Annotated in this window: 35 protein-coding genes; 15 read left to right on the forward strand and 20 right to left on the reverse strand. The window is 72.3% G+C overall.

Going from position 1 to position 26,146, the window contains the following annotated elements; translation table 11 throughout:
* Nucleotides 1–21 precede the first annotated feature (21 nt).
* On the forward strand, nucleotides 22–705 hold the full coding sequence (locus BGO91_RS06520; protein ID WP_290471991.1) for a response regulator transcription factor: 684 nt from the start codon (nucleotides 22–24) through the stop codon (nucleotides 703–705).
* Nucleotides 702–1,817, forward strand: a complete 1,116-nt coding sequence (locus BGO91_RS06525) for a histidine kinase (protein WP_290471992.1) — start codon at nucleotides 702–704, stop codon at nucleotides 1,815–1,817. The genes BGO91_RS06520 and BGO91_RS06525 overlap by 4 nt, the downstream gene beginning before the upstream one ends.
* Nucleotides 1,818–1,844: 27 nt before the next feature.
* Here BGO91_RS06525 and BGO91_RS06530 read toward each other — a convergent pair whose 3' ends face one another.
* The gene (locus BGO91_RS06530) at nucleotides 1,845–2,033 is read right to left on the reverse strand and encodes a hypothetical protein (RefSeq protein ID WP_290471993.1); all 189 of its coding nucleotides are present in this window, start codon (nucleotides 2,031–2,033) and stop codon (nucleotides 1,845–1,847) included.
* 178 nt (nucleotides 2,034–2,211) lie between these two features.
* Here BGO91_RS06530 and BGO91_RS06535 point away from each other — a divergent pair, with 178 nt between their 5' ends.
* Nucleotides 2,212–2,733, forward strand: coding sequence for a DUF2076 family protein (locus BGO91_RS06535; RefSeq protein ID WP_290471994.1), 522 nt, complete (start codon nucleotides 2,212–2,214; stop codon nucleotides 2,731–2,733).
* On the forward strand, nucleotides 2,730–3,266 hold the full coding sequence (locus BGO91_RS06540; RefSeq protein WP_290471995.1) for a hypothetical protein: 537 nt from the start codon (nucleotides 2,730–2,732) through the stop codon (nucleotides 3,264–3,266). The genes BGO91_RS06535 and BGO91_RS06540 overlap by 4 nt, the downstream gene beginning before the upstream one ends.
* A gap of 6 nt (nucleotides 3,267–3,272) precedes the next feature.
* On the opposite strand, the gene BGO91_RS06545 is transcribed toward BGO91_RS06540, so the two are convergent.
* Nucleotides 3,273–4,064: an SDR family NAD(P)-dependent oxidoreductase gene (locus tag BGO91_RS06545; protein ID WP_290471996.1), complete on the reverse strand. Its 792-nt coding sequence runs from the start codon at nucleotides 4,062–4,064 to the stop codon at nucleotides 3,273–3,275.
* Between the two features lie 111 nt (nucleotides 4,065–4,175).
* Between BGO91_RS06545 and BGO91_RS06550 the strand changes: the two genes are divergently transcribed.
* Nucleotides 4,176–4,697, forward strand: coding sequence for a MarR family transcriptional regulator (locus tag BGO91_RS06550; RefSeq protein WP_290471997.1), 522 nt, complete (start codon nucleotides 4,176–4,178; stop codon nucleotides 4,695–4,697).
* Between the two features lie 61 nt (nucleotides 4,698–4,758).
* On the opposite strand, the gene BGO91_RS06555 is transcribed toward BGO91_RS06550, so the two are convergent.
* The 3 genes from BGO91_RS06555 to BGO91_RS06565 form a co-directional block, all read right to left on the reverse strand.
* Nucleotides 4,759–5,175 (reverse strand): SRPBCC domain-containing protein, encoded by a 417-nt coding sequence (locus tag BGO91_RS06555; RefSeq protein ID WP_290471998.1) that lies wholly within the window; start codon nucleotides 5,173–5,175, stop codon nucleotides 4,759–4,761.
* Nucleotides 5,172–5,507 carry a metalloregulator ArsR/SmtB family transcription factor gene (locus BGO91_RS06560; RefSeq protein WP_290471999.1) on the reverse strand — a complete coding sequence of 112 codons (336 nt, stop codon included), beginning with the start codon at nucleotides 5,505–5,507 and terminating at the stop codon, nucleotides 5,172–5,174. Before BGO91_RS06560 ends, BGO91_RS06555 begins: the two co-directional genes overlap by 4 nt.
* 103 nt (nucleotides 5,508–5,610) lie before the next feature.
* Nucleotides 5,611–6,237, reverse strand: coding sequence for a dihydrofolate reductase family protein (locus BGO91_RS06565; RefSeq protein ID WP_290472000.1), 627 nt, complete (start codon nucleotides 6,235–6,237; stop codon nucleotides 5,611–5,613).
* Nucleotides 6,238–6,391: 154 nt separating this feature from the next.
* On the opposite strand from BGO91_RS06565, the gene BGO91_RS06570 reads away from it, so the two are divergent.
* Both BGO91_RS06570 and BGO91_RS06575 read left to right on the forward strand, forming a co-directional pair.
* On the forward strand, nucleotides 6,392–7,300 hold the full coding sequence (locus BGO91_RS06570; protein ID WP_290472001.1) for a hypothetical protein: 909 nt from the start codon (nucleotides 6,392–6,394) through the stop codon (nucleotides 7,298–7,300).
* 63 nt (nucleotides 7,301–7,363) lie between these two features.
* Nucleotides 7,364–8,794: an amidohydrolase family protein gene (locus BGO91_RS06575; protein ID WP_290472002.1), complete on the forward strand. Its 1,431-nt coding sequence runs from the start codon at nucleotides 7,364–7,366 to the stop codon at nucleotides 8,792–8,794.
* Nucleotides 8,795–8,797: 3 nt separating this feature from the next.
* Here the strand turns inward: BGO91_RS06575 and BGO91_RS06580 are convergent, their stop codons facing one another.
* Entirely contained in the window at nucleotides 8,798–9,196 is a 399-nt protein-coding gene (locus BGO91_RS06580; RefSeq protein ID WP_290472003.1) for a helix-turn-helix domain-containing protein, read from the reverse strand.
* 91 nt (nucleotides 9,197–9,287) lie between these two features.
* Here BGO91_RS06580 and BGO91_RS06585 point away from each other — a divergent pair, with 91 nt between their 5' ends.
* Entirely contained in the window at nucleotides 9,288–9,950 is a 663-nt protein-coding gene (locus tag BGO91_RS06585; protein ID WP_290472004.1) for an NAD(P)-binding domain-containing protein, read from the forward strand.
* Nucleotides 9,951–9,971: 21 nt separating this feature from the next.
* The gene (locus tag BGO91_RS06590) at nucleotides 9,972–11,006 is read left to right on the forward strand and encodes an LLM class flavin-dependent oxidoreductase (RefSeq protein ID WP_290472005.1); all 1,035 of its coding nucleotides are present in this window, start codon (nucleotides 9,972–9,974) and stop codon (nucleotides 11,004–11,006) included.
* On the opposite strand, the gene BGO91_RS06595 is transcribed toward BGO91_RS06590, so the two are convergent.
* The 3 genes from BGO91_RS06595 to BGO91_RS06605 form a co-directional block, all read right to left on the reverse strand.
* Nucleotides 11,003–11,827 carry an MBL fold metallo-hydrolase gene (locus BGO91_RS06595; RefSeq protein WP_290472006.1) on the reverse strand — a complete coding sequence of 275 codons (825 nt, stop codon included), beginning with the start codon at nucleotides 11,825–11,827 and terminating at the stop codon, nucleotides 11,003–11,005. The two genes, BGO91_RS06590 and BGO91_RS06595, sit on opposite strands and share 4 nt — an antisense overlap.
* A gap of 98 nt (nucleotides 11,828–11,925) precedes the next feature.
* Entirely contained in the window at nucleotides 11,926–12,363 is a 438-nt protein-coding gene (locus BGO91_RS06600; RefSeq protein ID WP_290472007.1) for a hypothetical protein, read from the reverse strand.
* Between the two features lie 13 nt (nucleotides 12,364–12,376).
* A complete protein-coding gene (locus BGO91_RS06605; RefSeq protein ID WP_290472008.1) occupies nucleotides 12,377–13,162 on the reverse strand; it encodes a phosphotransferase in 786 nt (261 codons plus the stop codon).
* 106 nt (nucleotides 13,163–13,268) lie between these two features.
* Between BGO91_RS06605 and BGO91_RS06610 the strand changes: the two genes are divergently transcribed.
* Complete coding sequence (locus tag BGO91_RS06610) at nucleotides 13,269–13,694, forward strand: MarR family transcriptional regulator (protein WP_290472009.1); 426 nt, start codon at nucleotides 13,269–13,271, stop codon at nucleotides 13,692–13,694.
* 11 nt (nucleotides 13,695–13,705) lie between these two features.
* The gene (locus tag BGO91_RS06615; protein ID WP_290472010.1) at nucleotides 13,706–14,272 is read left to right on the forward strand and encodes a YbhB/YbcL family Raf kinase inhibitor-like protein; all 567 of its coding nucleotides are present in this window, start codon (nucleotides 13,706–13,708) and stop codon (nucleotides 14,270–14,272) included.
* A 13-nt stretch (nucleotides 14,273–14,285) separates the two neighbouring features.
* On the opposite strand, the gene BGO91_RS06620 is transcribed toward BGO91_RS06615, so the two are convergent.
* Nucleotides 14,286–14,681 (reverse strand): hypothetical protein, encoded by a 396-nt coding sequence (locus BGO91_RS06620; protein WP_290472011.1) that lies wholly within the window; start codon nucleotides 14,679–14,681, stop codon nucleotides 14,286–14,288.
* 63 nt (nucleotides 14,682–14,744) lie between these two features.
* Between BGO91_RS06620 and BGO91_RS06625 the strand changes: the two genes are divergently transcribed.
* Entirely contained in the window at nucleotides 14,745–15,695 is a 951-nt protein-coding gene (locus BGO91_RS06625) for an isoprenylcysteine carboxylmethyltransferase family protein (RefSeq protein ID WP_290472012.1), read from the forward strand.
* Here the strand turns inward: BGO91_RS06625 and BGO91_RS06630 are convergent.
* From BGO91_RS06630 to BGO91_RS06640, 3 genes are read right to left on the reverse strand one after another with little or no spacing between them, the layout of a single operon-like run.
* Nucleotides 15,617–16,309, reverse strand: coding sequence for a GNAT family N-acetyltransferase (locus BGO91_RS06630; RefSeq protein WP_290472117.1), 693 nt, complete (start codon nucleotides 16,307–16,309; stop codon nucleotides 15,617–15,619). The two genes, BGO91_RS06625 and BGO91_RS06630, sit on opposite strands and share 79 nt — an antisense overlap.
* A 32-nt stretch (nucleotides 16,310–16,341) precedes the next feature.
* Complete coding sequence (locus tag BGO91_RS06635) at nucleotides 16,342–16,806, reverse strand: phage tail protein (protein WP_290472013.1); 465 nt, start codon at nucleotides 16,804–16,806, stop codon at nucleotides 16,342–16,344.
* A gap of 53 nt (nucleotides 16,807–16,859) precedes the next feature.
* A complete protein-coding gene (locus BGO91_RS06640; RefSeq protein WP_290472014.1) occupies nucleotides 16,860–17,717 on the reverse strand; it encodes a helix-turn-helix transcriptional regulator in 858 nt (285 codons plus the stop codon).
* 129 nt (nucleotides 17,718–17,846) lie between these two features.
* Between BGO91_RS06640 and BGO91_RS06645 the strand changes: the two genes are divergently transcribed.
* Nucleotides 17,847–18,881 (forward strand): NAD-dependent epimerase/dehydratase family protein, encoded by a 1,035-nt coding sequence (locus tag BGO91_RS06645; RefSeq protein WP_290472015.1) that lies wholly within the window; start codon nucleotides 17,847–17,849, stop codon nucleotides 18,879–18,881.
* Nucleotides 18,882–18,908: 27 nt separating this feature from the next.
* On the opposite strand, the gene BGO91_RS06650 is transcribed toward BGO91_RS06645, so the two are convergent.
* On the reverse strand, nucleotides 18,909–19,604 hold the full coding sequence (locus BGO91_RS06650) for a hypothetical protein (protein ID WP_290472016.1): 696 nt from the start codon (nucleotides 19,602–19,604) through the stop codon (nucleotides 18,909–18,911).
* 131 nt (nucleotides 19,605–19,735) lie between these two features.
* Here BGO91_RS06650 and BGO91_RS06655 point away from each other — a divergent pair, with 131 nt between their 5' ends.
* The gene (locus BGO91_RS06655; RefSeq protein ID WP_290472017.1) at nucleotides 19,736–21,064 is read left to right on the forward strand and encodes an acyltransferase; all 1,329 of its coding nucleotides are present in this window, start codon (nucleotides 19,736–19,738) and stop codon (nucleotides 21,062–21,064) included.
* Nucleotides 21,065–21,082: 18 nt separating this feature from the next.
* Here the strand turns inward: BGO91_RS06655 and BGO91_RS06660 are convergent, their stop codons facing one another.
* Entirely contained in the window at nucleotides 21,083–21,472 is a 390-nt protein-coding gene (locus BGO91_RS06660) for a RidA family protein (RefSeq protein ID WP_290472018.1), read from the reverse strand.
* Nucleotides 21,473–21,726: 254 nt separating this feature from the next.
* Here BGO91_RS06660 and BGO91_RS06665 point away from each other — a divergent pair, with 254 nt between their 5' ends.
* Nucleotides 21,727–22,215: an FBP domain-containing protein gene (locus BGO91_RS06665; RefSeq protein WP_290472019.1), complete on the forward strand. Its 489-nt coding sequence runs from the start codon at nucleotides 21,727–21,729 to the stop codon at nucleotides 22,213–22,215.
* Nucleotides 22,216–22,231: 16 nt separating this feature from the next.
* Here the strand turns inward: BGO91_RS06665 and BGO91_RS06670 are convergent, their stop codons facing one another.
* The 5 genes from BGO91_RS06670 to BGO91_RS06690 form a co-directional block, all read right to left on the reverse strand.
* Nucleotides 22,232–23,074 (reverse strand): class II glutamine amidotransferase, encoded by an 843-nt coding sequence (locus BGO91_RS06670; protein ID WP_290472020.1) that lies wholly within the window; start codon nucleotides 23,072–23,074, stop codon nucleotides 22,232–22,234.
* Between the two features lie 91 nt (nucleotides 23,075–23,165).
* Nucleotides 23,166–23,666 carry a universal stress protein gene (locus BGO91_RS06675; protein WP_290472021.1) on the reverse strand — a complete coding sequence of 167 codons (501 nt, stop codon included), beginning with the start codon at nucleotides 23,664–23,666 and terminating at the stop codon, nucleotides 23,166–23,168.
* A 14-nt stretch (nucleotides 23,667–23,680) separates the two neighbouring features.
* The gene (locus BGO91_RS06680; RefSeq protein WP_290472022.1) at nucleotides 23,681–24,106 is read right to left on the reverse strand and encodes a VOC family protein; all 426 of its coding nucleotides are present in this window, start codon (nucleotides 24,104–24,106) and stop codon (nucleotides 23,681–23,683) included.
* Nucleotides 24,107–24,178: 72 nt separating this feature from the next.
* A complete protein-coding gene (locus BGO91_RS06685) occupies nucleotides 24,179–25,249 on the reverse strand; it encodes a zinc-ribbon domain-containing protein (protein WP_290472023.1) in 1,071 nt (356 codons plus the stop codon).
* Nucleotides 25,250–25,287: 38 nt separating this feature from the next.
* Nucleotides 25,288–26,043 (reverse strand): DUF1295 domain-containing protein, encoded by a 756-nt coding sequence (locus BGO91_RS06690; RefSeq protein ID WP_290472024.1) that lies wholly within the window; start codon nucleotides 26,041–26,043, stop codon nucleotides 25,288–25,290.
* Between the last annotated feature and the right edge of the window lie 103 nt (nucleotides 26,044–26,146).

Below are 26,146 nucleotides of genomic sequence, written 5' to 3' on the forward strand. Positions count from 1 at the left end.
GCCCGGGAAGCGGAGCACGGCATGATCAGGGTCGTCGTCGTCGATGACGAGGCGCTCGTCCGTTCGGGCTTCAGCCTCATCCTGAGCGCCGCCGGCGACATCGACGTGGTGGCGACCGCGACCGGCGGCGACGCGCTGCAGACCATCCGGCGCGAACGGCCGGACGTCGTGCTCCTCGACATCCGCATGCCCGACGTCGACGGGCTCGCGGTCCTCAACTCGCTGCGGAGCATGCCGGACGCACCGGTGGTCGCCATGCTGACGACGTTCGACGCCGACGAGTACATCATGACGGCCCTGCGCCTGGGCGCCGCCGGGTTCGTGCTCAAGGACACGGAGCCGGAGCAGCTGGCCGACTACGTCCGCGCGCTCGCCGCCGGCGGCGTCGTGCTGTCGCCGAAGGCGTCGACCACGCTGATGCGCGGCGACCGCGGGCTCGAGCCGGCGCTCGACGCGGAGGCCGCCAGGGTGCGGGACCTGACCGCGCGGGAGAAGGAGGTGCTCCGGCTCGTCGCCACCGGGCTCTCCAACGGCGAGGTCGGCGCGCGCCTGTTCCTGGGCGCCGGCACGGTCAAGGACCACGTCAGCTCGATCCTCGCCAAACTCGGCGTCGCCAGCCGGGTGCAGGCCGCGCTGGCGGCGCAGCGGGCCGGACTGCTCGACGGCGCGACCGACGCCGGCGCCGACGCTCCCGGCGCGCTGTGAACGGCTTCGTGCGGCTCTGGCGGCGGCTTCCGCCGTTCGTGATCGATCTGCTGGCCGTCGCCGTGGCGGTGGCCGACGCCCTGATCTACGCAGGCGACGTCGACCCGCTCACGCTCGTGCTCACCGCGGTCGCCTGCGGCGGCCTGCTCGTGCGCCGTCGGTTACCGCTGCTGGCCTTCATCCTGACCCTTCCCTCCAATCTGGTGCAGAACCTGCTCGCGGCTCCGATGATCGCGTTGTTCACCCTCTCCCGCCTCTCGCGCCGGCGCTGGCTCCTGGCCGCGTGCGCGGGGGCGTTCGCCGTCTCCACCGTTTTCCCCTGGCCGTTCTCGAGCGACGGCGGCGACCAGTTCGGGACGGCGGTGTACTTCGTCTACCAGCTCGCCACCGCCGCCGCACCTGTCTTCCTGGGGCAGCTCGTGCAGGCCCGGGAGGATCTCGCGAAGCGCCTGGCGGAGATCGAGGAGGCCCGCGAGCACGAGCGGGAGCTGTACGCGCAGTCCGTGCTCGCGCGCGAGCGGGCGCAGCTCGCCCGCGAGATGCACGATGTCGTGTCGCACCAGGTGAGCCTGATCGCGGTGCAGGCGGCGGCCCTCCAGGTGGCGAGCCCGAGCGCCGAGGCCCGGGAGGCGGGCGGCACCATCCGTCGATTGAGCGTCACCACCCTCGACGAACTGCGGTCGATGGTCGCGGTGCTGCGCGTCGCCGGCAGCTCCAGCCCGGGCCTCGCACCGCAGCCGACCATGTCGGACCTGCGCTCCCTCATCGAGACGAGCGGCATCCGGGTGGAGGTGCGCGGCGAGCTGCCCGACGGCGTCGGCGCTCCCGTGCAGCGCGCGCTCTACCGCACGGTCCAGGAGGCGCTGACGAACGTGCGCAAGCACGCTCCCGACGCCGCCGTGACGATCGACTTCGCGTCGACCGCCACGACCGTCACCGTGTCGGTGACGAACACCCGTGCGACGCGGCCGGCGCTCGCCCTCCCGGGAGCGGGAGTCGGGCTCATCGGGCTGAAGGAGCGAGCGGAGCTGCTGGGCGGCGGCTTCGAGTCGGGAGCGACGGCGCAGGGCGGATTCCGCGTGCGGATGACCGTCCCGATCGTCGCCGACTGAGGGCGGTCGCGACCCGTCCTGCCCGCGCTATTCGTTCGGATACGGGTCGTCAAGGGCGGACTCGTCCTCGATCGTCCCGGCGAACAGGCCGTCGACGAACCGCGCGACGGGCTGCGCGGCGATCAGCACGGCCAGGACGCCGAGGGCGCCGAGCGCGATCAGCGCAGCACGGCCGGTCAGGGAGGAGGCCGCGCGGGCGGCGGACGTTCGGGTCACCCTCCCAGGCAACCCGGCCCGCCTGCCGTCCGCACCCGCCGATCGGCGGGTTCCTGCCTCCCGCCGGGGGTGATCGTCCCGGCCCCGGATCAGCCGAACGGCGGATGTGCGCGGCCGGGCGCGCGGGCGAGGCTGGACCAGCACCCACCGCCCGCCCCGTCACCGATCGGAGCTGTTCATGGACACCAACGACATCAGGATGATCGCCGACCTCGCGGAGTCGATCCGTGTGGCCTCACCGGTCGAGAAGGATGCCGAGTCGGCCGGGCTCATCACGCACCTGATCGCCTCGCAGCCCGACGCCGTGTACTTCCTCGTGCAGACCGTGCTGGTGCAGAAGCTCGCTCTCGAGGCGGCCGAGCGCGGAAGCCAGGGCGCCCGGGCCGCCGCGCCGGAGCCGGTCGAGCAGCCCGGAGCGCAGCGCCGGGGCTTCGGCGGGTTCTTCGGCGGCCGGCGCGGCGATGCGCCGGTGTCGCCTGCTCCGGCGACTGCGCCCGCACCGGCGGCCTCGGGCGGTGGCAGCTTCCTGAAGACGGCGGCCGCGGGAGCGGCGGGAGTCGCGGGCGGCGTTCTCCTCGCGCAGGGCATCTCGGGCCTGTTCGACGGCGGCGCATCTCACCGGGCCGACCCGGGAGCGGACGACACGTTCGGCGACGACGGGTACGACGGCGGATTCGACGACGACTGGTCGGACGCGTGAGGCCGCGCCGTTCGGTCGCGGTCCTCGCGGTCGCGTCCGCGGTCCTCGTCGCGGCGACCGGCTGCGCACCGCGGGCGCAGGCACTCCCCGATCGCCCGCCCGCGTTGACGCTCGGCACGACCGCCATCGACCCGGCCCAGGTCACCCGCGTGCCGCACGCCGGCAAGCCGCAGGTGGAGTCGTCGAGCGGAGGACGGCCGTCCGTCACGTTCGAGGGCGGACGCTTGCGCCTCCACCTCGACGGCGCCTCGCGCCCCCGCACGCTCAGCATCGGCCAGTTCCGCACGGTCTCGCCGGGTGGGACGCCCGTCGACGGCGGGGACGTGGTGGACTGCGTCACGTCGTCGCAGTGCGCCCTCGAACGCGACGACTCCGGCTTCACCGTCTCGCTCCGCGCGGACGCGCAGGCGAAAGCGGTCATCGTGCGCGCCGTCTACGGTCTCGATTCCGATGCCGCGTCCCGGCTCCCGCCCGGCTCGCTGGAGAAGCTCAGCATCGTCTGGGCCGCGGATGTGCGTGCCCCCGGATCCTGACCGCCGCTAGAGCATCCCGGTCAGCACTCCGCCGTCGGCGCGCAGAGCGGCGCCGTTCGTGGCCGAGGCCAGCGGGCTCGCGAGGTACGTCACGAGGTTCGCGATCTCGGCCGGCGCGAGGAAGCGCTCCAGGAGGGTCGTCCGGTTCTGCCGGATGATCGCCTGCTTCACGGCATCCGCGGGGAGCGCCTGCGCGTCGGCGATCGCACTCACCGTCGCGGCGACGCCGTCGGAGTAGGTCGGGCCGCCGAGCACGGTGTTGACCGTGACGTCGGTCCCGCGCGTCAGCTTCGCGAGCCCGTTGCCGAGGGCGAGCATCGCGGCCTTCGTCACGCCGTAGTGGACCATGTCCGCCGGCACGTTGACACCGGACTCGCTGCCGATGAAGACGATCCGGCCCCAGCCGCGCTCGAGCATCCCGTCGAGCAGCCGGCGCGAGAGCCGTACACCGCTCATGACGTTGACCTCGAGGTAGCGGGCCCATTCGTCGTCGTCGATGGAGGCGAAGGGGGCGAGCCCGAAGAGCCCGACGTTGTTCACCAGGATGTCGACGTCGGCGAGCCCGTCGAGGAGCCGCGCCACCTGCTCCGGCTCGCCGAAGTCCGCGACGCGCCCTTCCGGCTCGGACCCGGGATGCTCGCGTCGCAACCGCTCCACCGTCGTCTCCACGCGGGCGGCGTCCCGGCCGTTGACGATGACGTCCACTCCCTCGGCGGTGAGCGCCGACGCGACGGCGTAGCCGATCCCCTGAGTCGACCCGCTGACGAACGCGCGCTTGCCGTGCAACTGCAGTTCCATGCTCTCCTCTGTCCGCGGACGACGCTCCATCCGCACCGTTCACTTGCTCAGGAAAGTGACTGTCGTCGTCGTGACTTGCTTGAGCAAGTCAATCGGCCCTACGCTGCTGACATGTCGACACCGCCGGAGCCCGCTGGATTGCGCGGGGAGGACCTGGAGGTCTGGGCCTCCCTCGCCACACTGCTGGAGCGGCTGCCGGCGGCACTCGACGCCCAGCTGCAGCGCGACAGCGGCCTCACCCACTTCGAGCACGGCGTGCTCTACGCGCTCGACACGGCTCCGGACCGGACGCTGCGGATGAGCACGCTCGCCGGGTATGCGAGCTCGACACTGTCTCGGCTCTCCCGGGCCGTCACGCGCCTCGAGAAGAAGGGTTGGGTCCGGCGGGAGGTCGACCCGACGGACGGGCGGTTCACGCTCGCGGTCCTCACGGCGGACGGCCACGACAAGGTGGTCGCCTCCTCCCCCGCCCACGACGCGCTCGTGCAGCGCCTCGTCTTCGACACCCTCACGCCCGCCCAGGCGCGCCAGCTCGGCGTGATCGCGCGGCGCCTCGCGGAGGCGGTCGACGGCGCGCCCGTGTGGAGCCCGCCCTCGGCGGAGGGCGACGACCACTCCGTCCCATCGCGGTGAGCGGGAGGCGCGTGTTCGTCACGGAAGGCGGGCCCGCCGTCCGGGATGCGACCCGGGCGCCCTATGCGGCCAGGACGGGCGCGATGCGGGAGAGGACGAGCGACCAGCCCTTGCCCATTCCGGCGAAGGCCTGGCGGCCGAGGGGGCTGTCGAGGTCGAAGCCCTCGTGGCGCAGGATGAGCCGGGTTCCGGTGCCCTCCGGAACGAGCGTCCACGTGAGGGTCGTGTCGAGCACCCCCTCGGCGAACGTGTAGCGCAGCAGGCGCTCGGGCTCGACGGCCGCCACCGTGCAGTGCTGCACGCCGAAGGCGCCCATGTCGAGTGTGAAGCGATGGCCGACCTCCGGCCGCAGGTCCGCCGCGGCCGCCCACCAGCGGCCGACCAGCTCCGGGTCGGTCAGGGCCCGCCACACCGCCGACGGCTCGTAGGGCAGGAACTCGTCGTGCTCGATGGCGGCGGGAAGCGGGGCGTCGGTCATGATCGCCTTTCGGTGCTGTGGAGGTCGGGATGCTCGTCGAGGGTCGCCCGCAGGTCGCGCATCCTGTCGCGCCAATAGCGTTCGAAGGGGTTCAACCACTCGCCGATCTCGCGCAGGGGATCCGCCTCGAGGTGGTACACCCGGTGCTGGCCGCGCCGCTCGTCCCGGACGAGACCCACGCGGACGAGGAGCTGCAGATGCTCGGACACGGCCGGGCGGCCGACGGGCATGCCCTCGGCCAGCTCCGTGACGGTGCGCGGCCGCTCGAGGAGCGCCGCGAGGATGGTGCGGCGCACCGGGTTCGCGAGTGCCGAGAAGACGTCCGTGGTCATGGTCCGACTATATGTCGGAGAATCCCGACGCGTCAAGAAATCCCGACGCGTCGACCGGAGCCGGCACGCTCCGACCACCGCGGCGCCGAAGCGCGCGCGTCGCTCAGCGCGCGAACGTGACGTGCACCACGCCGCTCTCGGCGAGCTCCGACGTGACCGTGTACCCGAGATCGAGGTCGCTCAGACCGTCCCACAGGCGGGTGCCCTCGCCGAGGACGATCGGCGAGACGGCGACGTGCAGGCGGTCGACGAGCCCCGCGGCGAGGAAGGCGCGGACGGTGCTCGCTCCCCCGCCGATGCGAACGTCCGCGTCGCCGGCGAGCTCCCGGGCGCGCTCGAGCGCGGCCTCCGGAGTCGTGGCGAGGAACTCGAACCGCGTGCCGTTGGCGAACTCGAGCGGCGGTCGCTCCCGGTTCGTCAGCACCAGGACCGGGGTCTGGAACGGCGGCTCGTCGCCCCACCAGCCGCGCCAGTCCGGGTCGTCGGGGTAGGTGTGCAGGCCGAACATCCCGGCCCCCATGATCTCGGCGCCGATGCCCTCGAAGTAGGCCGCACCGTACCGATCGTCGACGCCGGTCGTGCCCGCGCCGCTCGTGTCGTGGAACACGCGCTCGCGGAAGGTGCGGGTGGCGGTGTAGTGCGCCACGAGCCTCCCCCACTCGGCGCCCATCGGGTCCTCCGGCACGACGACGCCGTCGAGGGAGATGTTGAGATCGACGCGAACGGTCATGGGAGCCTCCGGGAGTGAGCGGACGACGTCCAAACTGACAGACCGTGGGAGGCGCGTCAACCAGCGGTTGCCGCACGGCGCACCGCGGGCTTAACGTGTCGCGCGAAAGACCCGAGCCTGTTCGTGTCACGCACGCAGCTCCGTGGAGGTCACCATGTCCACTCGACCCGACGACACCGGATCGGAGAACGCCAGAGCATCGGACGAGAAGCCGGACGAGCCCGAGGCGGGCCGGGCCCTCGACCGCCTCTTCGACCGTCAGCTGCGGACGTCCCGCAACGCTTACCTCCGCGCATCCCGACGCGCCGAGCTCGTGGCCGACGCGTTGAAGGGCGACGAGCGCATCGCCGAGCTGACCCGCGCGATCGGGCGGTTGGAGGCGCCGGTCGCGATCCCGCGCGAAGCGCAGCCCACTCCCGGCGAGCTGCACACGCTGAGCCTGGTCACCACGGGCACGAGCGACCGCCTCTCGTTCGCCACCCCGCCCTACGACGTGACGTGGTCGACGTTCCAGCCTCCCGGGGCAGCCGGCACGCAGGCGCACGGACCGAGCGTCTACCCGCAGCAGGCGAGCATGTTCATCGACCTCATCGAGACCTACGTCGACCGCCCGGTGGCGGAGGGCGGCTGGATGTACGCCGGTGCCGGCCTCGGGCTGTGGTTCAAGCCGAAGGCGCCCTCGACCTACGTGCGCGTCTCCGGACTCGTCGACTACGAGTACGACTGGGCCGACAGCTCCAGCCTGCAGGTCGCGCACAATCGCGCCCAGCTCTGCGTGATGGTGCAGCACCGGCGTGGTCCCGGCGACCTGGAGACGATCCTCGACACGCGGGACCAGCTGTGGGCCGACGGCACCTCCTGGTACGAGGACCACAGCGACAGCGGGGGCGGCTACTGGCCCAACCAGAACTACTTCTGGGCCAGTAGCGACGACTGGTACCTCGTCTGGTTCTGGATGAACGGCGGCATCGACTTCTCCACCAAGGACACGTTCGGGTCGAGCAAGGCGTACCAGTCGTGGCACGCCCGCATCCCGTTCCTGGTCTTCGAGCAGTGGGTGTGAGGCGGCCGCCGGAGTAGCGTGCGTGGTGCTCGCGCTGCCAGCCGACCCTGCCCAGGAGGAACGATGCGCATCACCGGCCCACTGCTCCTCCGCGGCGGCACCGTCGTCGACGTGCTCTCCGGCGGCTTGCGCCCCGAGGTCGACCTGCTGCTCCGGGGCGGCGTGATCGAGCGCATCGCCCCGGCAGGTTCGGTCTCCGACAGCGGCGTGGAGGTCGTCGATGTGCGCGGGCGCTACGTCGTCCCCGGCTACGTCGACGCCCACGCGCATCCGCTCGGGCTGCACGACGCGGCCGCCGCCCTGCAGCTGATGGGCGCGTTCGGGATCACCGGCTTCCGTCAGATGAGCGGGTCGGCACCGCTGCTCGCCGCGCGTGCACGGTCGGAGCTGGGCCTCCCCGACGACGGGCCCGCGTTGCTCGCGCTGCCGGGCGACCTGTTGATGCCGATGAACGCCGGAACGCTCGAGGCGGCGGTGGCGACCATCCGGCAGCAGAAGGAAGCGGGTGCCGACTTCGTGAAGGTGGTCGCCGTGACACCCGACGTGTTGCTGGGCCTGCTGGACGAGGCGGCGGCGCTGGGCATCCCCGTCGCGGGCCATCTGCCCAACGGCATCGACGTGCGTGAGGCGTCCCGCCACGGGATGCGCTGCATCGAGCACCTCGGCCCGGGCGTGGGCATCACTGCGGCGACGGCCGACGCGGAGCCGAGCATCCGCGCCGAGGCGGCGGCGGGTGCGCGCAGCCTGAAGGTCCCGGCCTTCTCCTTCCCGGGCGCCGCGCGCCTGATGGGCCTGCTGCTGAAGAAGATCGTGATCAATCCGGTGACGATGAACACGCCGCGGGACGTCGACCTGCTCGCCCGCGCCGACGACACGTTCGACGAGGCGAAGGCGCGCGCGGTGGCGGCGGAGTTCGTCCGGAACGAGACCTGGCAGTGCCCGACGCTCATCCGCGTGCGGACGCAGGAGCTGGCCGACGACCCGCGCCACACGGCGGACCCCGAGCTCCGCTACATCGCCGAGGCCACCATCCGGTCCTGGAAGCGGGCGAACGCGAAGTACGCCGGGCAGGGCGAGCGCGCGCACGCGACCTACCGCCGCACGTACGACCTGCAGCTGCGCCTGACCAGGATCTTCGACGAGGAGGGCGTCAAGCTCCTCACGGGTACGGACTCCTGCGGCGCGGGCTGGGTCGTCCCGGGCCACTCCCTGCACCAGGAGTTCGACGAGTTGGCCGCGGCGGGCCTGTCGCCGTTGAGCGTCCTCCGGGCGGCGACCGCCAACGCGGCGGAGTTCTTCGGTACGTCCGCGAGCCAGGGCTCGGTCGACGAGGGCAAAGACGCCGATCTCGTGCTCCTGGAGGCGGATCCCCTCACGAGCGTCGACGCGCTGCATCGGATCGCCGGCACGGTACGGGGTGGCCGGTACCGGGATGCGGCGGAGCTCGACGCGGTGAAGTCCCGCATCGCGGGGACGCGCGCCATCACCGCCTGACCGTCAGCGGCGCCCGCGCTCCGTCGACCGGCGTTGCGACCACTGCACCAGCGGGTGCAGGATCCGGATGAGCTCCTGGCCTCCGCGGGTCAGTGCGTAGCGGACCTGCACCGGGCTGGTCGGGATGACCTCGCGATCGACGAGACCCTCCTGCTCCAGTTCGCGCAGCCGCGCGGTGAGAAGGCGATCGGACACGCCGTCCACCAGCCCGCGGATCTCGGAGAACCGCACCGCGCCCCGTGCGAGCGCGAGGAGGATCGCGGCGTTCCACTTCTTGCCCGCCAGCTCGGCGGCGTCCTGGAAGGCGCGGCAGGCCTCCTCGTCGATGGTCTGCGCGCTGAGCGCAGGCGCTGCGGCCCTCGGCGGCTGGGTGTCTGCGGGAGCGGGAAGAAGTGCGGTCACGCTAACCAATGGTAAGCGACTTATCTTCGGTTCGCCAGTGCGCGGCGGCCCACGGAGGATGGATCCGACGCACCGTCGAAGGGAGAAACTGATGAATCGGATCGCCGTGCTCGGTGTCGGCCGGGTGGGCTCGGCCATCGCCCGCGCCGCGCTGGCCGTCGGTTACGAGGTGACCGTGGCGGCCTCGGGCCCCGCGGAGGAGATCGCGCTCCTCGCGGAGATCGTCATCCCCGGAGCGCGGGCTCGCGATGCGGCCGATGCCGTCGCGGATGCGGATGTCATCGTCCTCGCCATCCCGCTGCACAAGTACCGGACGCTCGACCCCGAGCTGTTCGCGGGCCGGATCGTGGTCGACGCGATGAACTACTGGGAGCCGGTGGACGGCGAGCTCGCGGAGTTCCGCGACGCCGCGCTCGGCAGCAGCGAGGTCGTCGCCCGGCACCTGGGCACCGCCCGGGTCGTGAAGACGCTCAACCACATCGGCTATCACGACCTCGAAGAGCACGCGCGGCCGGACGGTTCGCAGGCGGGGTCGCCCGCAGGGGCGCCCGCGCGACGGGCGCTGGCCGTGGCCGGCGACGACCGGGCCGCGGTCGAGGCGGCCATGACTCTGATCGACCGCCTCGGCTTCGACCCCGTCGACGCCGGCCCGCTCCGCAACGGCGCCGCCCTCGAACCCGGGACGGCGATCTTCACCGGCGTGCTCGCCCGCGACGCCGTGGCCGAGGTGCTGGGCAGCGCCCTCACAGTCTGACAACCCACGAAAGGACACCCCATGGAACTCGGCGCCTACAGTTTCGGCGACACGCAACGCACCCCCGAGGGCGGCTATCGCAGCACCTCCGAGGCGATCCGCAACCTCTTCGACGCGATCGTCCACGCCGACCGGGCGGGGCTCGACTACTTCGCCGTCGGCGAGCACCACACGGTCGACATGCCCGCCTCCTCCCCCGGAGCCATGATCGCGGCCGCCGCCGCGGCGACCACGCGGATCCGGCTCGGCTCCGGCGTCAGCATCATCAGCACCGACGACCCGGTGCGCGTCTTCCAGCAGTTCGCCACGGCCGACAGCATCTCGGGCGGGCGCGTGGAGATCACGGCGGGCCGCGGATCCTCCATCGAGTCCTTCCCTCTGTTCGGCTATGACCTCACCGACTACGACCGCCTCTACGAGGAGAAGCTCGACCTGCTCCTCGCCGTCAACGAGAGCACGGACGTGACCTGGCGCGGCACGGTCCGTCCGCCGATCGACGGTGTCTCCGTCGTCCCGCGCCCGGTCAACGGACGCCTCCCGATCTGGATCGGCACCGGAGGCAGCGCTCCGTCGTCCGCCCGCGCCGGCCGGCTCGGGCTCCCCGTGAGCTACGGGATCATCGGCGGCGCGCCCCAGAACTTCGCCCCGCTCGCGAAGCTCTACCGCACCTCCGCCGAGCGTGCCGGCCACCGGGGTCCCGACATCAAGGTATCGGTGGCGGCCTTCGGCCTCATCGCCCCCACCAAGAGCGAGGCTCTGGAGCGGTTCTACCCCGGGTGGCGCAACATGCACACCGTCATGGGGACGCGCCGCGGCTGGCCCGCGCCGGACGACCGCGCCTACCTCGCGCAGGCGCACGCTCCGGGCGCGTACTACGTCGGAGACCCGGACGACGTGGCCGCCCGCATCGTCGACCTGCACTCCCACCTGGGGCACGCCCGGCACTTCCTGCAGATGGACCTCGGCGGACTCCCGCAGGACGTCTTCCTGGAGTCGCTCACCCTGCTCGCCACCGAGGTCAAGCCGCGGGTCGAACGCCTCCTGGCGGCCGCCTAGGGCGTCGGCCGGTGCGGCGCGGTCCCCTCGCGAAGCCGCCGCACCTGGCCCGCGTGCACCTCGGCGACCCATTCCCAGCCCGGCTTCGCCGAGGGGCCGATGCGCGGGTCGTCGGGAGTGCGGCCCTGCTGCACGGCGCGCAGGTACTCCCGGTCGAGCGCGATCCGCGAGCGCAGTGCGTCCGCATCCCCGACCGAGCCGTGGCCGGGAATGACGACCTCGGCGGCCGTCGCGGCGCTCTCGAGCAGGTCGAGGGCGGCGAGGTAGTCGCCGATCGGGTCGTCGGGGCCGTTCAGATCGAGCATCGGGATCAGGAGGTCGGAGAGCATGTCGCCGGCGACCAAGACCCTACCCTCCTCGATCAGGAGGGCCGCATGTCCGGGTGCGTGCGCGCGATGCTCGACGATCCGGACTCCGGGACCCGCCCACGGCAACCGCGTCGCGTCCGCCGGCAGGCCGACCGTGCCGCCGAGCAGTTCGAGCGGGGCCTCGTCGGGGATGCCGAACCACTTCGCATCGATCCCGCCGGCGAGGCGCTCCCGAGCCGTCGCCGCTCCCAGCGCTGTGGCGTAACGAGGCCCCTCGCCGAGCCCTGCATGCCAGAGCAGGTGGTCCCAGTGCGGGTGTGTCGAGAACCCGGCGACGACCGTCGAACCCGCCCCGGACAGCTCCCGCAGGTCGCGCGCGAGGCAGGCGAGCTCGTCCTCCAGGATGCCGGGATCGATGAGCAGCGCGCCGCTCTCCCCCTGCACGACGATCGTGTTGCTCTGGCAGAACGTGCTCTCGTGCACCAGCACGCCCGGTGCGACCGTCGTCAGCATCCCGACCTCCCTCGGTTCGTCCCTGCATCGTCCCGCGTGCGGCGGGCCCGGGGGAAGGGCGAGATGCCGTGAAGTCCGTCCGTCCGGCCGCCGACCGGTCAGCGGGAGGCGGGGCCGCGTTGCTCCGGCGGCAGCGACTCGGGGACGACCTCCTGCGCCCTCGAGCGCCGGCGGAGCCGCGTCCACCAGGAGCCGAGCGCCGCGCCGACGATGATGAAGGGCGCGACGGAGAGGACGGGAACCGTCGAGTTCCCCACCAGTGCCGTGATCGCGATCGCGATCAGACCGACGAGGGCGAGCAGAGTGAGGGCGCCGACGACCCCGGTGCGGATCGCGAGGGCGCGGTGCTCCCGGCCGGTGACGATCACGACGCGGGTCCACTCGCCGCCGGTGGCGCGCCAGCGCACCCCGGCTCCGTCGAGCATCACCGATCCCGGCACCACATCCTCCGCCGGGGGCAGTCCGACCGGTGTCGGCGGCAGGCCCGGCCGCATCCCTCCGGAGAGGAAGACGGGAGGCTCCTCCTTCTCGGTCATGCCGTCCTCTCGATCATGCTGTGTCCTCTCGGTGGGCGGCGGGCGCTGCGAGGGCGCTCCGCCAGATCTCCTCGTGGCCGGTGACGTACGCGGTCGCAGCGCGCCAGTGCTCGCCGTGTCCCTCGACGTACATGGTGCCCCAGGGTTCTCGTCCGGTCTCGTGGGCATCGCGGAGCAGGGCGTGCATCGCCGCCGCGCGCCGGCCCAGCGTTCGCGGGAGGGCGGCGCGCAGAGCGTCGTCGGCTCCGTAGCCGGCGACGAACGCGGCCAACCGGGTCGCGGCCTCGTCGGGGGGCTCCGCCGCGTCGTTCAGGGTGAAGGCCTGCGCGGCGTAGGCGAGATCCCAGAGGCGGGTGCTGGGGCCGGCGCCGTCCCAGTCGATGAAGGTCCAGCGCTCCCCCACGATGAGGTTCCACGGGGCGAGGTCGTTGTGGCAGACGAGGTCGGCCTCCGGACCCGGCGCCGGGAGGAGCAGGTCCCACTCGGCGTCGGCCGGCGGGATGAATCCGGTGGCGGCATCGTGGATCTCCCGCACCAGGCGCCCGACCCGGGCGAGCGCGTCGAGGTCCAGTCGCGCGGACCCCTGGGCGAGCGGGCCCGGCACGAACTCGATGACTTGCCGTCCGCGGTCGTCGCGGCCGAGAGGGCGGGGGACGTCGACTCCACGCTCGCCCACCCACTCGGTGAACGCGATGACCGCGGGAGTGGCGGCCGTCCACGGCTTGCGCACGGTCGCGCCGACGCGCACGACCCCGAGGGAGGCGTTCCCTCCCGCGAGCGGGATCTCCTCGGTCGACATGAGAGCAAGGCTACCGCCGGGATCCGGCGCGCCCGGCGAGCTCTTCCCACAATGCTATGGTGTACTAAGTAATTGCTCAGGTGTACTAAGCACATGGAGGCACGGGATGACCGCAGAGGCCGACGACATCGGCGCCGAACTGCGGCGCGCCGTCTTCCGGCTCTACAGCCGCTTCCGCTCGGAGCGCGCGGAGGGCGAGGTCTCCGAGGCCGCACTGCTGGTGCTGGTGGTGCTCGGCAAGCGCGGGCCGATGAGCCTCAGCGAGCTCGCCGAGGCCGGGCGGGTCACCCTCGGTTCGATGAGCCAGACGGTCCGGCGACTCGAAGAGCTCGGTCACGTCACCAAAGCCCGGGCGACGGACGACCGCCGCAAGGTGATCTTCACCCTGACCGAGCCGGGCCGCATCGCCGCCGACGTCTCCCGCCGACACCGCGAGGACTGGCTCGACGGTCGCCTCGCGCAGCTGACCGCCGCGGAACGGGCCGACATCGCCCGCGTCGCTCCCCTCCTCCTCCGCATCGCCGACTCGTGAACAGGAACACCATGCATCCCGTCGAAGCCCTCTTCGTCCCCCTCGGCCGCGCGATGCGCAAGCGCCGCCCCGACGAGGCGCTGAGTCTCGCCAACGCCCCCGAACTGCGGACGAGCGGGCGGATCACCCTGACGTCGCACGCGTTCGCCGATGGCGGCGTCATCCCGGCGAAGCACTGCGGCGCACTGATCGGCACCAGCACCTCCCCCGCGCTCGACTGGAGCGCACTGCCCGACGGCACCGTCGACCTTCTGCTCGTGTTCGAAGACCTCGACGTCCCGGCCGCGGTGCCCGGCCTCCACACGGTCGTCGCGTTCCCGCCGACCGGCGGTCTCGTGGAGGGCGCCCTCCGCGCCGACGATCCGCGCTTCCGCTTCCTGCCCCTCCGCCTCGGCATCGGGAGATACGTCGGCCCGCGCCCGCTGCCCGGTCACGGGACGCACCGCTACCGGTTCCATCTGTACGCGCTCGACACCCGCATCGACCTCACCGCGCTCTCCTCGGCCGCCGAGCTACCCGGAACGCTCGCCGGTCACGTGCTCGCGTCGGGCACCCTGCTCGGCACGCGGACGACCTGAGCGCCGGGCACCCTCACTGCCGCAGGTCCCCGTCGGCGGTGAGGGTCAGCTGCGCGCCCCATTGCCCGCAGCCCTCCGGGACGACGGAGGCGGTCGTGCGCATCGAGCGGACGACGATCGAGCCGCTCACCGCATCCGCCTCGACCTCGACGGTGCTGCCACGATCGAAGGGAGTCGACGGCATGGCCCCGTAGACGGTCACGTCGTTGAACCCCACGGTGCACTCACTGCCGACGCAGACGCGCACATTGGTCTCGGGATGCTCGGTCACCCACGGTTTCACCGAGACGATGACCCTCGCCCCGGGCGTGATCGCCTCCCCGCAGGTCCCGACGGTGGAGCAGCCGGCGAGAACCGTGCCACCCACCATGACGGCGATCACGAGCCCTGCACTCCCCCACCGGCGCATAGCCAGACGCTACCACCGCGTCCCTCCCGCCGGCCGGTCGAACCTCCTGCCAGAATGTGACCGATGGGGGTCTCGTTCGTTCTGCCGCGCCGCTGGGGGCGTGCGTACTTCGCGCTGCAGGCGCTGGCCGGGGCGGCCTGGTGGGTGGCCGTCTTCTCGTCGCCGCTCGTGCGGGCGGCGACGCTGGGTGCGCTCGACCCCGTGCTGGTCGCGGCCGCCGACATCCCGCTGTTCGTCGTCGCATCGGGGATCGCCGCACTCGGCAGCCGGGCAGCGGCCGTGGTCGCCACCGCCTGGACGGCCGTCGTGACCGTCGCCCTCGGCGTCTACGCCACCGTCAGCACGCTGGCGGGGTGGGGCGTCCTCCTCATGCTGGCGGCGGCCGGCTGCTCGGCCCTCGCCCTGTGCGCGCTCCTCCTGGGCCGGCTCCCGGCGGAGTGGATCGTGCAGGGTCCGTTCCGCTTCCGGCCGGCGTCGAACCGGAGCGGCGTCGCCGCGCATGTCGTGGCCACGTTCGCGCAGATCGTCGTCTTCTGGGGCTTCTTCCTCGCCGTCCTCCCACTCGCGATCGCCTTCCTGGAGAGCCGCTGGGGCTTCCGCCTCCCCTTCCCGCCCGAAGCGGCCGCGCTCGGCGCCGTCGTGCTCGTCCTCGCCAGTGCGCTCGGCATCTGGTCGGCCGTGTCGATGTCCACGCGGGGCGGCGGCACACCCCTCCCGGTGGCGATGCCCAACCGCCTGGTCGTCGCCGGGCCCTACCGCTGGGTGCGCAACCCGATGGCGCTGGCCGGCATCATGCAGGCCGTCGCGGTCGGCCTCCTCCTGCAGTCGTGGATGGTCGTCCTCTACGCCCTCATCGGCTCCCTGGTCTGGAACCACCTGGTGCGCCCGTTCGAGGAGGCCGACCTCGCCCAGCGCTTCGGCCCCGCGTTCGACCGCTACCGGAGCGGCGTGCGGTGCTGGCTGCCGCGGCTGTCCCCGTGGACGCCGGTGGGTGAATCGGTACAATCGCCCTGACGATGCGGCCGTGACGGGGCTCCCTCTGCCTCGACGAGGTCGCTCTGTCCGGGTGCGACCCCCGGCGGTCGAGGCGTGCGGCCCGGCACACGGACGCCGAACCACTGCTCAGCGCCGAACTCCTCGAAGCGTTCACGCTCGGTGAAGCCGAGCTTCGCCGCAACGCGAAGAGAGGCCGCATTCGAGCTCTGCGTGCACAGGACAACGGGCTCTCCAGGGAGCGCCGTCTCCGTCCAGTCGAGCACCGCGCGACACGCCTCCGTCGCATATCCTCGGCCCCAGAGTTCTGGAAGGAACAGGTAGCCGAGCTCGGGCTCCTCCGCTCCCGCCGTCAGGTGGCCAGGACGCGGTTGTTCGCGACGGTCGATCGTGACGATGCCGATCATGGCAGCCCCGAGCGTCACGACGAAAGCGCCCGGCCGGCTTCCTGGAAGCATCGGCATCGCCGCATCGAGCTCGTCGCGCGAGCGCGCTCCGCCCAGGAACGCGTACACATCGGCAGAACTGAGAAGGTCGAGGAAGGTCGGGCGATCCTGCCCTTCCGAGGCCCTGAGTACAAGTCGATCGGTCCGGATGGGTACCGGAGGCCAGTCGACGCCGGAGAGGTCGCTCAGCGTCGTGCCTCTCGTTGCACCACCACCCTGTCCTAGTACTCGCCCTTGATGACGAAGAACGAGCCGCGGATCTCCCCGGCGAGCTTCGACTTCTGGCGGGCGAACTTGAAGCGCTCGGCGAGCTCGGCCGGCACCTCCATGCCCTGCGAGAGCTTGAACCCGACCGCGCGCTTGCCCGCCGGGTCGAGCGCGTACATGACGTTGATCGCGAGGCCGGACTCGTAGAAGACGTAGTCCATCCGCAGCCCGTCGACCTCGAAGGTCGTCGCCTGCAGCGGACGGGAGGCGATGTGGATGTCGCGCTCCTCGGCGAGCACGCGCGTGAGCCGCTCGACGGCCTCCGTCTCCTCGTCGGCCGGGCCGACCGCGAAGTCGTGGTCGTACTTGTTCTTGTAGTAGCGCGCCTCGTTGGCGCGCAGTCCCGCCAGCGCCTCCGCGACCGGGCTGGACTCCAGCCCCGTGGTGGACACGTTCACGAAATCGACGATCTCCCGCATGAGGCCTCCCAGCCGTCTTTCCCTTCACGATAGCCGTCGGGGGGGAGCGGCCATCAGCGCGCGGCGTCCTCCCGCGCGGCGGGAGCGGTCGCGGGCGCCTGCAACGACCCGAGCAGGGCGAGCTTCTCCCCCGCCTCCGCGGTCGACGGGTGGTAGAGCACGAGGACGAGACCGTCCGTCCCGGTGACCTGCAGCTTCTCGCGGTGCACGCTCAGCGCGCCGACGACGGGATGGTCGAAGGTCAGCGCGCCGCCCTGCCGTTCGCGCACATCGTGGCGGCTCCACAGCCGGCGGAAGGTCGGGCTCGCGACCGACAGCTCGCCGACCAGCTCGATGACGCGGGCGTCGTCCGCGTCCGCTCCGACCGATCGCCGGAAGCCGGCGATCAGCACGGCCGACGCCGCCTCCCAATCGGGGAAGAGCGCCTGCTCGGCGGGATCGAGGAAGACGTCGCGCATCCGGTTACGGCCCGCGACGAGCCGCGGCGAGAGCGCCGTGGCGAGTTCGTTCGCGGCCAGCACGTCGAGGTAGCGTCCCTCCACGAACGCGGGGAACGGCAGCTGCGGCACGAGGGCGGCGATGCTCGCCGGCAGCGTCTCGGCGCGCGGCCGCCGCGGACGCCGCGGCCGCTCGTCGGCCCGGACGAGACCCAGGAGGTGCGCCGTCGCCTCCTCGTCGAGCTGCAGCACCCGCGCGACCGACCGGAGCACCTGGCCGGACGGGTTGCGATCGCGTCCCTGCTCGAGCCGCAGGTAGTACTCGGCGCTGATGCCGGCGAGCATCGCGACCTCCTCCCGCCGCAGCCCCGCCACGCGCCGGGTGCCGTGCACCGGGATGCCCACCGTCTCGGGCGAGACGAGCTCGCGCCGGGCGCGGAGGAACTCCCCCAACAGGTTCTGCTCGCCGTCCATGCGCCCACGCTACCCACCGCGCGTGTCGCCGTGCCTGTTCCTGCCGGTACCGGTGTCACGGGAGCACTGGATCGGGCACGCGCCGCGGGGAACGATCAGAGGGTCAGCACACCCACGAAGGGACATCCCATGTCGACCCAGCGCGTCCTCGTCACCGGCGGCTCCGGCTTCATCGCGGGCCACATCATCCTGCAGCTCCTCGACGGCGGCGCCGCCGTGCGTGCGACGCTCCGCTCGCTCGACCGCGAGCCCGAGGTGAGGCGGGTGCTCCGGGAGGCGGGGCTGACCCGCGACGATGCCCTCGAGTTCGTCGCGGCCGACCTCCTCGACGACGCCGGATGGGCCGACGCGATGACCGGCGTCGACGGGGTGCTCCATGTCGCGTCGCCCGTGCACCTCGGCCCCGTCGACGACGAGGAGCAGGTCATCGCGCCGGCACGCGAGGGAACCCTCCGTGCGCTCCGCGCCGCCCGGGACGCGGGCGTGCCGCGCGTCGTCGTCACCTCCGCGTTCCACGCGGTCGGCTTCGGCCATCCCCCGCTCGACCGCGCCTTCACCGAGGACGACTGGTCGGTGCTCGACGGGCCGGGGATGGACGCCTACGGCCGCAGCAAGGTCCTGGCCGAGCGCGCGGCGTGGGAGTTCATCGCCGCGGAGGGCGGGAGCACCGAGCTCGTCACGATGCTGCCGGTCGCGGTCGTGGGGCCGCTCCTCGGCGACGGGATCTCGGGCGCCAACCACTTGGTCCACCGCGTGCTGACCGGCGAGCTGCCGGGCTACCCGGACTTCGCGGTGCCGATCGTGGATGTGCGGGATGTCGCCGCCGCGCACATCTCCGCCCTGACCGCGGACGGCGCTCCGGGCGAGCGGTTCCTCCTCACCAGCCAGGAGGATGCGGTCCCTCTCGCCGAGGTCGGAGCCGAACTCCGCGCCGCTCTCGGCGACCGGGCCCCGAAGGTGCCGACGGGCCTTCTGCCCTCCGAGGCCGTGCGCGCCGCGGCGGAGGCGAACCCGGGGATGCGACCGATGGCCGCCGAGCTGGGCTACCGCAAGAAGGTGTCGAGCGAGAAGGCGCGCCGCCTCCTGGGCTTCCGCCCGCGCACCTGGCAGGAGGCCGTGACGGCGGCCGGCGAGAGCATGGTCGCGCACGGCCTCGCCGACTGAACCCCGCGGTCGCGCGCGTCGACCCGTTCAGCCGATGAGCGAGACGGCCCGCGCGATCACGAGGGCCAGCAGCACGAAACCCGAGAACGACTCCAGCGCCATCAGCAGCTTCGCCCGGTGCGAGAGCGGCATGGCGTCCGTGGCACTGAACGCCATCGAGTTCGACAGGGAGCTGTAGAAGTAGTCGATGTAGTTGGGCACCCAATCGAGAGCCTGGCTCGACCCGCGCGACACCTCCTCCACCGTGTCCCGGTCCTCGTCCTGCGGGAAGCGGAAGTCGGCGAGCGGCAGCGCGTGGCGCGCCCTGGTCACCCGGGAGACCGGACCGCCGCGGTCCATGACCCAGAAGACGAGCGCGAAGGCGATGACGTTCGTCACCCAGACCTGCACCGAGGCGAGCAGGATCTCCGAGCCGTTGCCGCTCTTGTTCAGGAGGCGGATGACCGTCTCGACGAACGCGACCTGGTTGGCGACCAGGATGAGCAAGGCCAGCGCGAACTCCAGCCAGCGCGACCACCGCGACTCGCGGGACAGCCGGTGCGGGTTGTAGACGACCAGCGCCACCAGCATCAGGAGGCAGACGCCGACGACCAGGTACCGCTCGAGCGCGGGCACCACGCTCGGCAGGAAGGCGTAGGAGGCCAGCGCGAGCAGCGTCGCGATCACGGCGGGCCAGCGGTGCTCCGGCGCGACGTCGCGCGCTCTGCTGTCGTCTTCGTCCACCCGCCGACCTTACGCCGAACAGGCGGCGCGCACTGCGGGCAACGCGGTTCACGGTTCCGTGACAGCACGGTGCCTGGGGCTCCCGGCCGCCTCATAGGCTGACGCGAACGACCCTGAACCTGGAGGCCGCCGTGATCAGAACAGCAGCATCGATCCGTTCCCGCCGTTCCCGTCCCGCCGCCCCCGACCGGCCCGCCCCCGACCTCTCCGGCCGCGATCTCGCCGTCGACGGAGTGCGTGTCTTCTGCGTGCTGATGGTGGTCGTGGCGCACCTGCTCATGGTGGGCGTCGGCGTGGACGCCTCGGGCGCGCTGACGATCAGCAAGCCCGTGACCGAGCAGAGCTGGTTCCCGCTCGCCACGTGGTTCGGCCAGGTGATGCCGCTGTTCTTCGTGCTCGGCGGCTTCGCGTCGTTGACCGCGTGGCGGTCGTCCCAGCGCCGGGGCGCCACCGGGGCGGACTACGTGCGCACGCGCGTCGTCCGCCTGATGCGCCCGACGGTCCCGGTCTTCGCGTTCTTCTCGGTCGTCATCATCGGCGCCCTGGTCGCCGGGGCGCCCGCGTCGCTGGTCGCCGGCGTCGCTCAAGGGGTCGGCACGCCGCTCTGGTTCCTCGCGGCGTACCTGCTCTGCCAGTGGTGCGTGCCGCTGATGGCGCGGCTGCACGAGCGGGCACCGGTGCGGGCGCTGGTGGCCCTCGCCGCCAGCGCCCTGCTCGTCGACGCGGTGCGCGTCGCGACCGGCGTCGAGGCCGTCGGCCTGGTCAACGTGCTCTTCGTGTGGTTCTTCGTCCAGCAGCTCGGCTTCCTGTACGCCGACGGCGTGGTGCTGCGTGCCTCCCGTGGCGTGCTCGCCGGCGTCGCCGCCGCCTCCCTCGCACTGCTCGGCGCGGGCGTCGCCGCCGGCCTCTACTCCCCCGACATGCTGACCAACCAGTACCCGCCGCTGTTCGCGCTCGGCCTGCTCGGGATCGCGCAGCTGTGCGTGCTCGCGCTGCTGCATCCGGCACTCACCGCCCTGATGCGCACGCGCGCGGCGCAGGCCCTGACGTTCGCGGTCGGCAGCCGTCTGATGACGGTCTACCTCTGGCACCTCACCTGCATCATCGCGGTGACGGGCATCTGCCTGCTGCTGCCGTTGCCCCTGCCCGCACCCGGGAGCGCCGCCTGGTGGGCGACGCGGCCGCTGGTCCTCGCCGCCGCCCTCGTCCTCGTCGCGGTGCTTTCGCTGGTGCTCGTGCGGTTCGAACGCGCACCGGCAGCGGATCCGGTGCGGACCCGGCGCCCCGCCGCCTGGCGCGTCCAGCTCGCAGTGCTGCTGGCCGCCGCCCCGCCGTTCCTCATCATGTGCTTCGGCTTGAATGCCGCCCTCGCGGTGTTCGGGCTCGTCGGCGCGGTCGGTGCGCTCCTGCTGTGCCGCCCGGGGCGCGTCACCGCGCCCGCACCGATCGCCCAGGCGTAGACCGCGGCCGAGCGCTCCTCAGGAGCGCAGCACGGCCACCGCCTCGATCTCGACCAGGGCGCCGGGATTCGCGGGCGCGACCGCGAGAACGGTCACGGCGGTGCGATGGTCGCCCCACACCGTCCGGGTGGCCGCGTAGGCGTCGGTCGGGTCGATCGACGGGTCGAGGTGGATGGTGAGCTTCACGACGCACTCCGGGCCGGAACCCGCGGCGTCGAGCACCGCGAGCACGTTGCGGAGCGCCTGCTCGGTCTGCGGGCCGAGGCCGTCGCGGAGCACACCGTCGCCGTCGATGCCGTTCTGGCCGCCGACGTAGAGCGTCGGGCCGGCGGGGGCGATCATCCCCTGGGCGAAGGCGGGGCTGTGCACGAGCGCGGGCGGGTCGACGGGGGTGGGGAGCGTGGACATCCTGGTGGTCCCTTCTGGAGATCGTTCTGGTCGATCGCACCGATCCTCCTCCCCTCCGCCGACACCGGCCAGCCTCGGGGCGTAGACTCGGGCTCGTGTCTTCCACTCCTCCCCTTCGGCCCATCGGGCGTCTGGAGGTCGTCGGCGCCCTCAGCGCCGGCGTGAGATAACCCTGTCCCCCACTCGGTGACCCCGGGTGCGCCATCGTGCGCGCCCGTTTTCAGGACAGAATTCTCGACACGTTAGGCCTACCCATGCTTCCCCTTTCCGATGCGCGCATCCGCGCGTCCTTCGTCAACGCCTCCGTCCGCGAGCGCAAAGAGCTCGCCCTCCCCGACCTCGACGCGGTCGCCTGGAACGACATCGACTTCCTGGGCTGGCGCGATCGCAAGCTCCCGAACGTCGGCTACGTCGTCGCCGAGATCGACGGCGAACCCGTGGGCCTGCTGCTGCGCCGCGCCGAGGGCTCCGTCCGCTCGCGGCCGCAGTGCTCGTGGTGCGAAGACGTCCACCTCCCCAACGAGGTCGTCTTCTTCATCGCGAAGCGCGCCGGCAAGGCGGGGCGCGACGGCAACACCGTCGGCACCCTCGTCTGCTCGGCGTTCGAGTGCTCGGTGAACGCGCGCAAGCGCCCGGCCACCGCCTACATCGGCTTCGACGTGGAGGCGGCGCGCCGGCAGCGCATCGACACCCTCCGCGAGCGGGTCGACGCGTTCGTGCGGCGCGTGCTCGGCGACGGCTGAGCCGCGGCCGCCGCGCTCACTCGCCGTCGTCGAGGAAGTGCTCGTGACGGTAGCCGGAGTCGTCCAGTATCGCGACGGTCGACTCCGGCACCTCCACGAACGCGCCAGGGAGGTCGTTCAGCGGCTCCGAGACGATGACCTTCGCGTGGTCGCCGAACAGGTTCAGCTGATCGGCGTCCGGGTACATCTGGCGCAGCTCCGGGATGGCGGCCGAGTGGAACAGCGTGCGGGTGCGGTGCGCCGTCGAGTAGCGGAAGGCCCAGAGGGTGGCTCCGTCGGAGAGGGCGATCGTCCCCTGCATCGGGAACGCGATCCCTTTCTCCTCCCCGACCTTCTCGATGTGGCGCACGGCGCGCGCCATCCCACCGACCGGGTCGTCCTGCAAGCCGAAGGTGAGGGCGAGGTAGAACAGCACCTCGGAATCGGTGGTCCCCCGGATCTCCGGGTAGAGCGACGCGTCGACCGCGAAGGTCAGGTCGCGCTTCATCGCCTCGAAGCCGCCCAGGAACCCGTTGTGCATGAACATCCAGTTGCCGTGCCGGAACGGGTGGCAGTTGGTGCGCTGGATGGGCGGCCCCGCCGCGGCGCGCACGTGCCCGAAGAAGATCGGGCTGGCGATCGAGTCGGTCAGCTCCCGCAGGTTCTCGTCGTGCCAGGCGGGTTCGATGCTGTGGAACAGGGCCGGCATGCTGCCGGCGACCGAGCCCTCGGGATACCAGCCGAAGCCGAACCCGTCGCCGTTCACGGTCTCCGCGCCGAGCGGCGAGTTGAGGGACTGGGCGACCAGCGAATGCTGCGCGTCCAGGATGAGCACGGAGGGCTTGAGCGGTTCTCCGGAGTATGCGAGCCAACGGCACATGACGACCACCTCCCGGTCGGGTCGGCTCGACCATAGTCCCGGCCCGGTGCCCGCGGGAATGCCCGGCGTCGGTTGCGGCGGGAGTCCGGTGTCAGTCGAGGAGGTCGACGGCGGCGCCCGTCGGCACGGGGATGACGACGACGGGTCGCTGCTGGTCGTGCGCCAGCCGGGTCGCCACGGACCCCGACAGCAGCCCCTCGACGGCGTGACCGAAGCCATGTGGGTGCGCTCCCACCACGATGAGTCGCGCATCCACCTCGGTCGCCAGTCGCGCGAGAGCGTGCCGGGGATCCCCGGCGAGCACCCGGAGGCTCCACTCGGGCGCGCCCTCGCCGAGCGTGTCGCGGATCGACCCGGCCAGCGCCAGTGCGATCGCGTGATCGTCGGAATCCATCCCGGCCGGATGCAGGGAGCCCTGGTCGCGGCCGTCGGCCGGGTCCCACTCCTCGAGATAGCTGTCGGCGGCGACCGTCGCGCACAGCAGCGCGCGCCCCAACCCGGCCGCCAGGGCGGCCGCCTCGCGGACGACGACGCGATGCTGCCCGGAGAGCACACCCACGACGACCGGTCCCGCTGCGGAGGCGGAGGTCACGATGCGGCCGTCGCTCAGCTCTGCGCGGCCGCTGCTCCCGCGATGTTCACGAGCCACTGCGTGCCGAACTTGTCGATCGCCATCCCGAAGCTGTCGCCCCAGGGCGCCTTGGAGAGCGGCTCGAGCACGGTGCCGCCGTCGACCAGCTTCTCGTAGTAGCCGGTCAGCTCCGCCTCGTCGTCGCCGCTGAGCGAGATCGAGATGGTGGAGCCCGGCTTGAGGTCCATGTGCGCGGGCACGTCGGCGGCCATCAGGGTGAAGCCGGCCGGCGTCGTGATCTGCGAGTGCATGATCCACTCGGCTTCGGAGGGCTCCTGGCTGACCTGGAACTCGGCGAACGTGCTGCGGGTGACCTCGCCGCCGAACACCGAGGCGTAGAAGTCCATCGCCTCCCGGGCCTGGCCGCGGAAGTTGAGGTAGGGGTTGAGCGTCGATGACATCGGGATCTCCTTCGTCCGTCCGGTTCGCCTCCCAGGGTAGCCAGCGGCGCGCCCGTGCACGAGGGCGGAGTTTCAGCGTCGGTAGGCGGCGACGAGCAGCTCGCCGCGGATCTCGCCGAGCCGGTCCAGGATGCGGTCGACGACCTTCGCCGACACGCCGCCGGCGACGATGTCGTACGGGCCGAGCGGCTGCAGCTTGCCGCAGCGCACGCGCACGACCTCCCACCCAGCCGCGCGGAGCAGGCGGTCCTTCGTGCGGTCGGACGCCTCCCGCGGGCCGACGTGCTCCAGCCCGTGCCGGCCGGTCGTGTCGTACTCGATCGCCACCTGCAGCTCCGGGATGAGGATGTCGGGCCAGACCTCCAGGTGCGAGTGGAAGGGACGCGCGACCCGCACCGCGTTGCGGCTCAGATCCACGTCGAGGCGCTCGGCGAGACGCTGCTTCAGTTCGGGCTCGGCGGCGGAGGCCGGGGTCGGCGCGAACCTGCTGTGGAAGGCGGTGCCCACCGGCAGCTGCCCCGCGCCCTCCTTGGCGTGCCGGCACACCGGGCAGCGGCGGCCGTCGATGATGCGCTCGATGCTCGCGCGGAACGCGGGATGCCCGTCGGCGCACTGCCACGAGTGCGTGGCCGCCGAGCTGTTCTCGTTCGACACCGCGACGCGCGAACCAGGGGCGGCGAGGGCGACGAGCTGCTCGCGGGTCATGCTCGTGCGGTCGAGCCGGCGGCAGAGCCAGCAGCGGTCGTCGTCCGGATCGTGCTCGAGCCGGCGCGGATCCCGCGGGTGCCCGCAGAGGTGGGGGCGCGCCTCCGGGTCGGCGGCCGGCCGCACCCGCCGGGGAGCGGCGGCCTCCGAGCAGAACGGGCACCACGCCGAGCGGCGCCGGGTGCCGCCCGGACGTGCCCGCTGCTCCGCCGGCGTCGCGATGAACCGGTGCCCGGAGTCGCACTCCCACAGCAGGTAGACGTCGGCCGCGGGCGGCACCTGGGTCAGCACGATGCCGTGGTTGAGATCGGGATGGTATTGCCGCACGAGGGTCGGGTAGCGCTCCCAGTCGGGCCGGTACGCGCCGACGGCGTAGGGCACGGCGGTCCCCTTGGACCACTGGCGGCGCGCCCACCACTGCTCGACGTTCTCCGGCACGCGGCCACCCTACGGGCGGCCACCGTCATCCGGTCCCGTCAGAGCACGTACGGCAGCAGAGCGCGGCGGTCGGCCGGATAGTCCGGGAAGGTGTCGCGGTACCAGCGGTGGTTCGCCATCGCCCGTGGCGCCAGGTTCGCGATCGTGTAGAGGGCGAAGGAGGCCCCCGCCAGCGACCACGTGGCGATCGCCCAGCCCGTCCACTCCACGATCTCGCCCAGGTAGTTCGGGCTCGACACGAGGCGGAAGCCGCCGCCGTGCGGGATGCGGTAGCCGGTCGTCCCGTCGCCGCGCAGCCTCCGCAGGATCCGGTCGGAGGACACGTTCAGCAGGTAGCCGACCGCGAACAGCACCACGCCGATCCAGAACCGCGGATCCGCGAGCCACGCGACGGGATAGGACCCGTACTCCGAGATCCAGCGCGCGTTGACCCACGCGTTGAGCAGGTTGAACAGGATCGCGAGCAGCATCACCGCCACCGGCATCCGCGATCCCGACCGCATCAGCAGCGGGTAGACGAACGCCCGCTGCACGTAGTGCGCCTGCCAGAGCAGCAGGAAGAGCAACGGCACGAGCTCGCCGCGATGCTCCCCCAGCAGGTAGAAGCCGAGGAACAGGATCGACGCTGGCGCCTCCATGACCACCCAGCCGACCCGCGCCGGCACGGTCGGCCCCCATCCGGTGCGGCCGTGCCGCCCGCCGTACGGCGCGACGATGAAGCAGAGCGCCACGAACGTGACGGCGGCGAGGGCGAGCTCGGCGTAGACGAACCAGCGATACGCTCCCTCGGGCATGCCGCGAGTCTAGCGACGGCCGGCTGTTAGGCTGGACGCATGGAGATCGAGGTCGACAGAATCTAGCCACCGGCACGCCGGTGGCTTTCTCCGCGCGGGAGGG

It is taken from the genome of Leifsonia sp. 71-9 (assembly GCF_001898805.1).
GTDB lineage: Bacteria > Actinomycetota > Actinomycetes > Actinomycetales > Microbacteriaceae > Leifsonia.